The 3,328-nt window shown below is 58.3% G+C and carries 4 protein-coding genes; 1 reads left to right on the forward strand and 3 read right to left on the reverse strand.

Going from position 1 to position 3,328, the window contains the following annotated elements:
• Positions 1-33: 33 nt before the first annotated feature.
• From NW819_RS11350 to crtE, 3 genes are read right to left on the reverse strand one after another with little or no spacing between them, the layout of a single operon-like run.
• Complete coding sequence (locus tag NW819_RS11350; RefSeq protein ID WP_414413805.1) at positions 34-651, reverse strand: hypothetical protein; 618 nt, start codon at positions 649-651, stop codon at positions 34-36.
• Positions 652-694: 43 nt separating this feature from the next.
• Positions 695-1,177: a divergent PAP2 family protein gene (locus NW819_RS11355; protein ID WP_414328881.1), complete on the reverse strand. Its 483-nt coding sequence runs from the start codon at positions 1,175-1,177 to the stop codon at positions 695-697.
• A 49-nt stretch (positions 1,178-1,226) separates the two neighbouring features.
• Complete coding sequence (crtE, locus tag NW819_RS11360; protein WP_414413806.1) at positions 1,227-2,120, reverse strand: geranylgeranyl diphosphate synthase CrtE; 894 nt, start codon at positions 2,118-2,120, stop codon at positions 1,227-1,229.
• 363 nt (positions 2,121-2,483) lie between these two features.
• On the opposite strand from crtE, the gene hemE reads away from it, so the two are divergent.
• The coding region (gene hemE, locus NW819_RS11365; protein WP_414413807.1) for a uroporphyrinogen decarboxylase at positions 2,484-3,328 on the forward strand (845 nt) is incomplete at its 3' end.

Genomic DNA, 3,328 nt, shown 5'->3' on the forward strand with positions numbered 1-3,328 from the left:
ATTAAATATTGAGGTTCTTTGCAAGGATCTCGGTTAGAACAGCAGCGTGCAAAAGCTGGTCAACAGCAAGGTCACCGCCGTCAGGAGCAGGCTAAAGCTCCAAAGCCGCAAAGCGGCAAGCAGCAGGATCCCGATCACCCAAATCAGCAGAGCATTCCAATAGGGTCGGTTGGGGGCTTTGGACACATTAATTTTCTGGAAGAAGGGTAGCAGGAGGAACGATACATCCAACAACAGGCGCGGCAGCCGCAAATTGTCCGGCAGCGGCAGATCTCGCACCGCCAAATAAAGCAGCCCCCAGCTCAACAAAAGCGGGATTAGGAGCAGATAGTTGGATTCGGCCAGCAGGGGTCGATCCACCACCAGCGGAAACAGAGGGCTGATCCCCCAGAGCAGATAGAGGTAAAAGTTGAAGTTCAGCAGCGGCTGTAGCAGAGGGGGCACCTTGAAGCGTTGACCTTGGGATCCGATCCCGTTTACCTGAGCTGCGATTTTCTGGCCCAGGGATCCACCTTTTTGAGGGGTTTGCGCTGCCGGAGCCGCCCGCCAACCGCAGTGGTCGCAGTAGGGAGACTTGAACCGGTAGGCTGGGATCGGCTTGCCACAGGAAGGGCAACGTTGGATCGGACGAGGTTGAGAACTGGAAGCCATGACCACCCCGCGGTACTTCTGCCTTAGCATGCCCCAATGGCTCTCAGTTTACTCCCAGGGCAAACGACAATGTAATACAGGCTGCCCCCAAAGCCGCGCCGGCCATGACCTGAACGGGAGTGTGCCCCAGCAATTCTTTCAGGTAGGGTTCTGGAAAACGGTCGGCGCCCTTTTCTTCAAACCATTCTTCCAGGAGGCGATTCAGCACCCGCGCCTGTTTTCCAGCGGCTTGGCGGATCCCCGCGGCATCGTACATCACCACCAATGCGAAAACCACCGTCGCGGCAAACAGAAGGCTGTCCCAGCCTTCCTGCATCCCCACCCCAATGGACAAAGCCGTCACCAACGCTGCGTGGGAGCTGGGCATTCCCCCGGTTTCCACCAAGACTCGCAGGTTAACCTTGCCTGACCGCACATAGGAAAGGATCAGCTTGATGGCTTGGGCCAACACACTGGCCAGCAAAGCAACCCAGAGGACATGATTGGCCATCAACTGTTGCAGCATACGGCTCTCCAGCACAGACATGCGAGCAGGGTCTCCAGGGATCCCATCTAACTTGTCCCCTTGTCCTGTCCTAATGCTGACGGCGAGTGATGAAGTCCGCCAGAGCCAGCAGCGGTTCTGCCCGCGGTCCGTAGGGGCGCAACGCTTCCTTGGCCGATTGAATCAGCTCCTCGGCTTTTTGCCGGGAGGCCTCTAGGCCCAACAAGCTGGGATAGGTGGCTTTGGCGGCAGCTTGATCCTTTCCTGCCGTTTTGCCCAGTTGCTCGCTGGTGGCGGTGATGTCCAAAATGTCGTCCACAATCTGAAAGGCCAAGCCAATATCGCGGGCGTAGCGGCTCAGGCGGTCCAGCAGCTCCTCATCTCCCCCCGCCAGGATCCCTCCCGAAACCACCGAGACTTCCAATAGAGCGCCGGTTTTGTGGCTGTGAATGTACTCCAGAGTTTCCAGGGAAATGGCTTTGCCCTCCGACTCCAGATCCACCACCTGTCCCCCCACCAAACCGGTTGCCGCCACAGCATGGCCAATGCGGGCAATCACCTGTAACACCAACTGCGGCGGTACCCCCTGAGTTTGGCTGGCAATGTGCTCAAAGGCAAAAGCCAGCAGAGCATCTCCTGCCAAGATGGCAATGTCTTCGCCGAACACCTTGTGGTTGGTGGGTTTGCCGCGGCGAAAGTCGTCATTGTCCATGGCCGGCAAGTCGTCATGGATGAGCGACATGGTGTGGATCATTTCCAGGGCACAGGCGGTAGGCAGAGCCTGCTCCACAGTGCCGCCGGCCAACTCGCAAGCAGCCAGACAGAGGATGGGCCTGAGGCGCTTCCCCCCTGCCAATAGGCTGTAGCGCATCGCCTCGTAAATGCGCTCCGGATAGGCGGGAACCAAAGCTGCAGAGAGAGCTTCTTCCACCTGTTGCTGACGCTGGCTCAGGTAGGCTTTCAGGTTAAAGGTTTGGGCAACCAAGCGGGGTTTCCTCTCAACTCGGCAATGGGGGGATCCTTGTCGAGCCGTTCTTCAACAGACTTGTCAGGTGTCATTATCTCATGTCCACTTTAATTGGGGATCCCAGCCCAGAGGCCAAAAGGGTAAGAAGTAACAGCAAGTTGCAGCCGATGAAGAAACTGCAGGGATCCTGAGCCGCCAACTTGCGGTTGCTGTCGCCACAATGTCAGGATTCATAAGGATCTTTAGCCGGATTGCCCTCCTATGTCCCACTCGCCTGTTCAGCTCAGCGCCACCTCCTCCACCGCCAGCGGTGCGGAGCACTTGGGTGACCGTTTGCTGCGGGCGGCCCGAGGGGAAGTGCTGGATCGCCCTCCAGTTTGGATGATGCGCCAGGCGGGTCGCTACATGGCGGCCTACCGCGAGCTGCAAAGCAAGTACACCTTTAAGCAGCGCTGCGAGATCCCGGAGCTGGCCGTCGAGATCTCGTTGCAACCGTTTCGGGCCTTTGCCCCTGATGGAGTGATCCTGTTCAGCGATATCCTCACCCCCCTTGAGGGCATGGGGATCCCTTTTGAGCTGGTGGAGCATCAGGGGCCGATCATCGACCCGCCGATTCGTTCCCAAGCCCAAATTGAGCGCATTCGCCTACTGGAACCGGAAGAAAGTCTGCCTTTCATCAAGACCATTCTCAGCACCCTGCGCCGCGAGGTGGAAGGAAAAGCGACGCTGCTGGGGTTTGTCGGCTCCCCCTGGACTCTGGCCTGCTATGCCGTGGAAGGGCGCAGCTCCAAAGATTATGCCCACATCAAGAGCTTGGCCTTCGCGCAGCCGCCATTGCTGCATCAGTTGCTGAGTAAGCTGGCCGACAGCATTGCCCGCTACGTGATCTACCAGATCGAGTGCGGCGCCCAGGTGGTGCAGTTGTTCGATACTTGGGCCGGCCAGCTCAGCCCAGTCGATTACGAGTGTTGGGCCTTGCCCTACCAAAAGCAAATTGTGGATCAGGTGAAAGCTCGCTATCCGCAGGTGCCACTGATCCTCTACATCAACGGCAGCGCCGCTTTGCTGGAGCGGGTGGGCAAAGCCGGCATCGACGTGTTCAGCCTCGATTGGATGAGCGATATGGCAGAGGCCAGGGCTCGCCTGGGATCCCTAGCGGTGCAGGGCAATCTGGATCCAATGGTGTTGCTGGGATCGCCAGAGTTCATCCGGCAGCGCACCCTAGA

Source organism: Synechococcus sp. R8-2 (assembly GCF_047461715.1).
In the GTDB taxonomy this organism is placed as follows: Bacteria; Cyanobacteriota; Cyanobacteriia; order Thermostichales; family Thermostichaceae; genus Thermostichus.

Excerpts from the sequence above, each read along its gene's own strand:
- NW819_RS11350 (WP_414413805.1), bottom strand. The coding sequence starts at position 651 with ATGGCTTCCAGTTCTCAACCTCGTCCGATCCAACGTTGCCCTTCCTGT.
- NW819_RS11355 (WP_414328881.1), bottom strand. The coding sequence starts at position 1,177 with ATGTCTGTGCTGGAGAGCCGTATGCTGCAACAGTTGATGGCCAATCAT.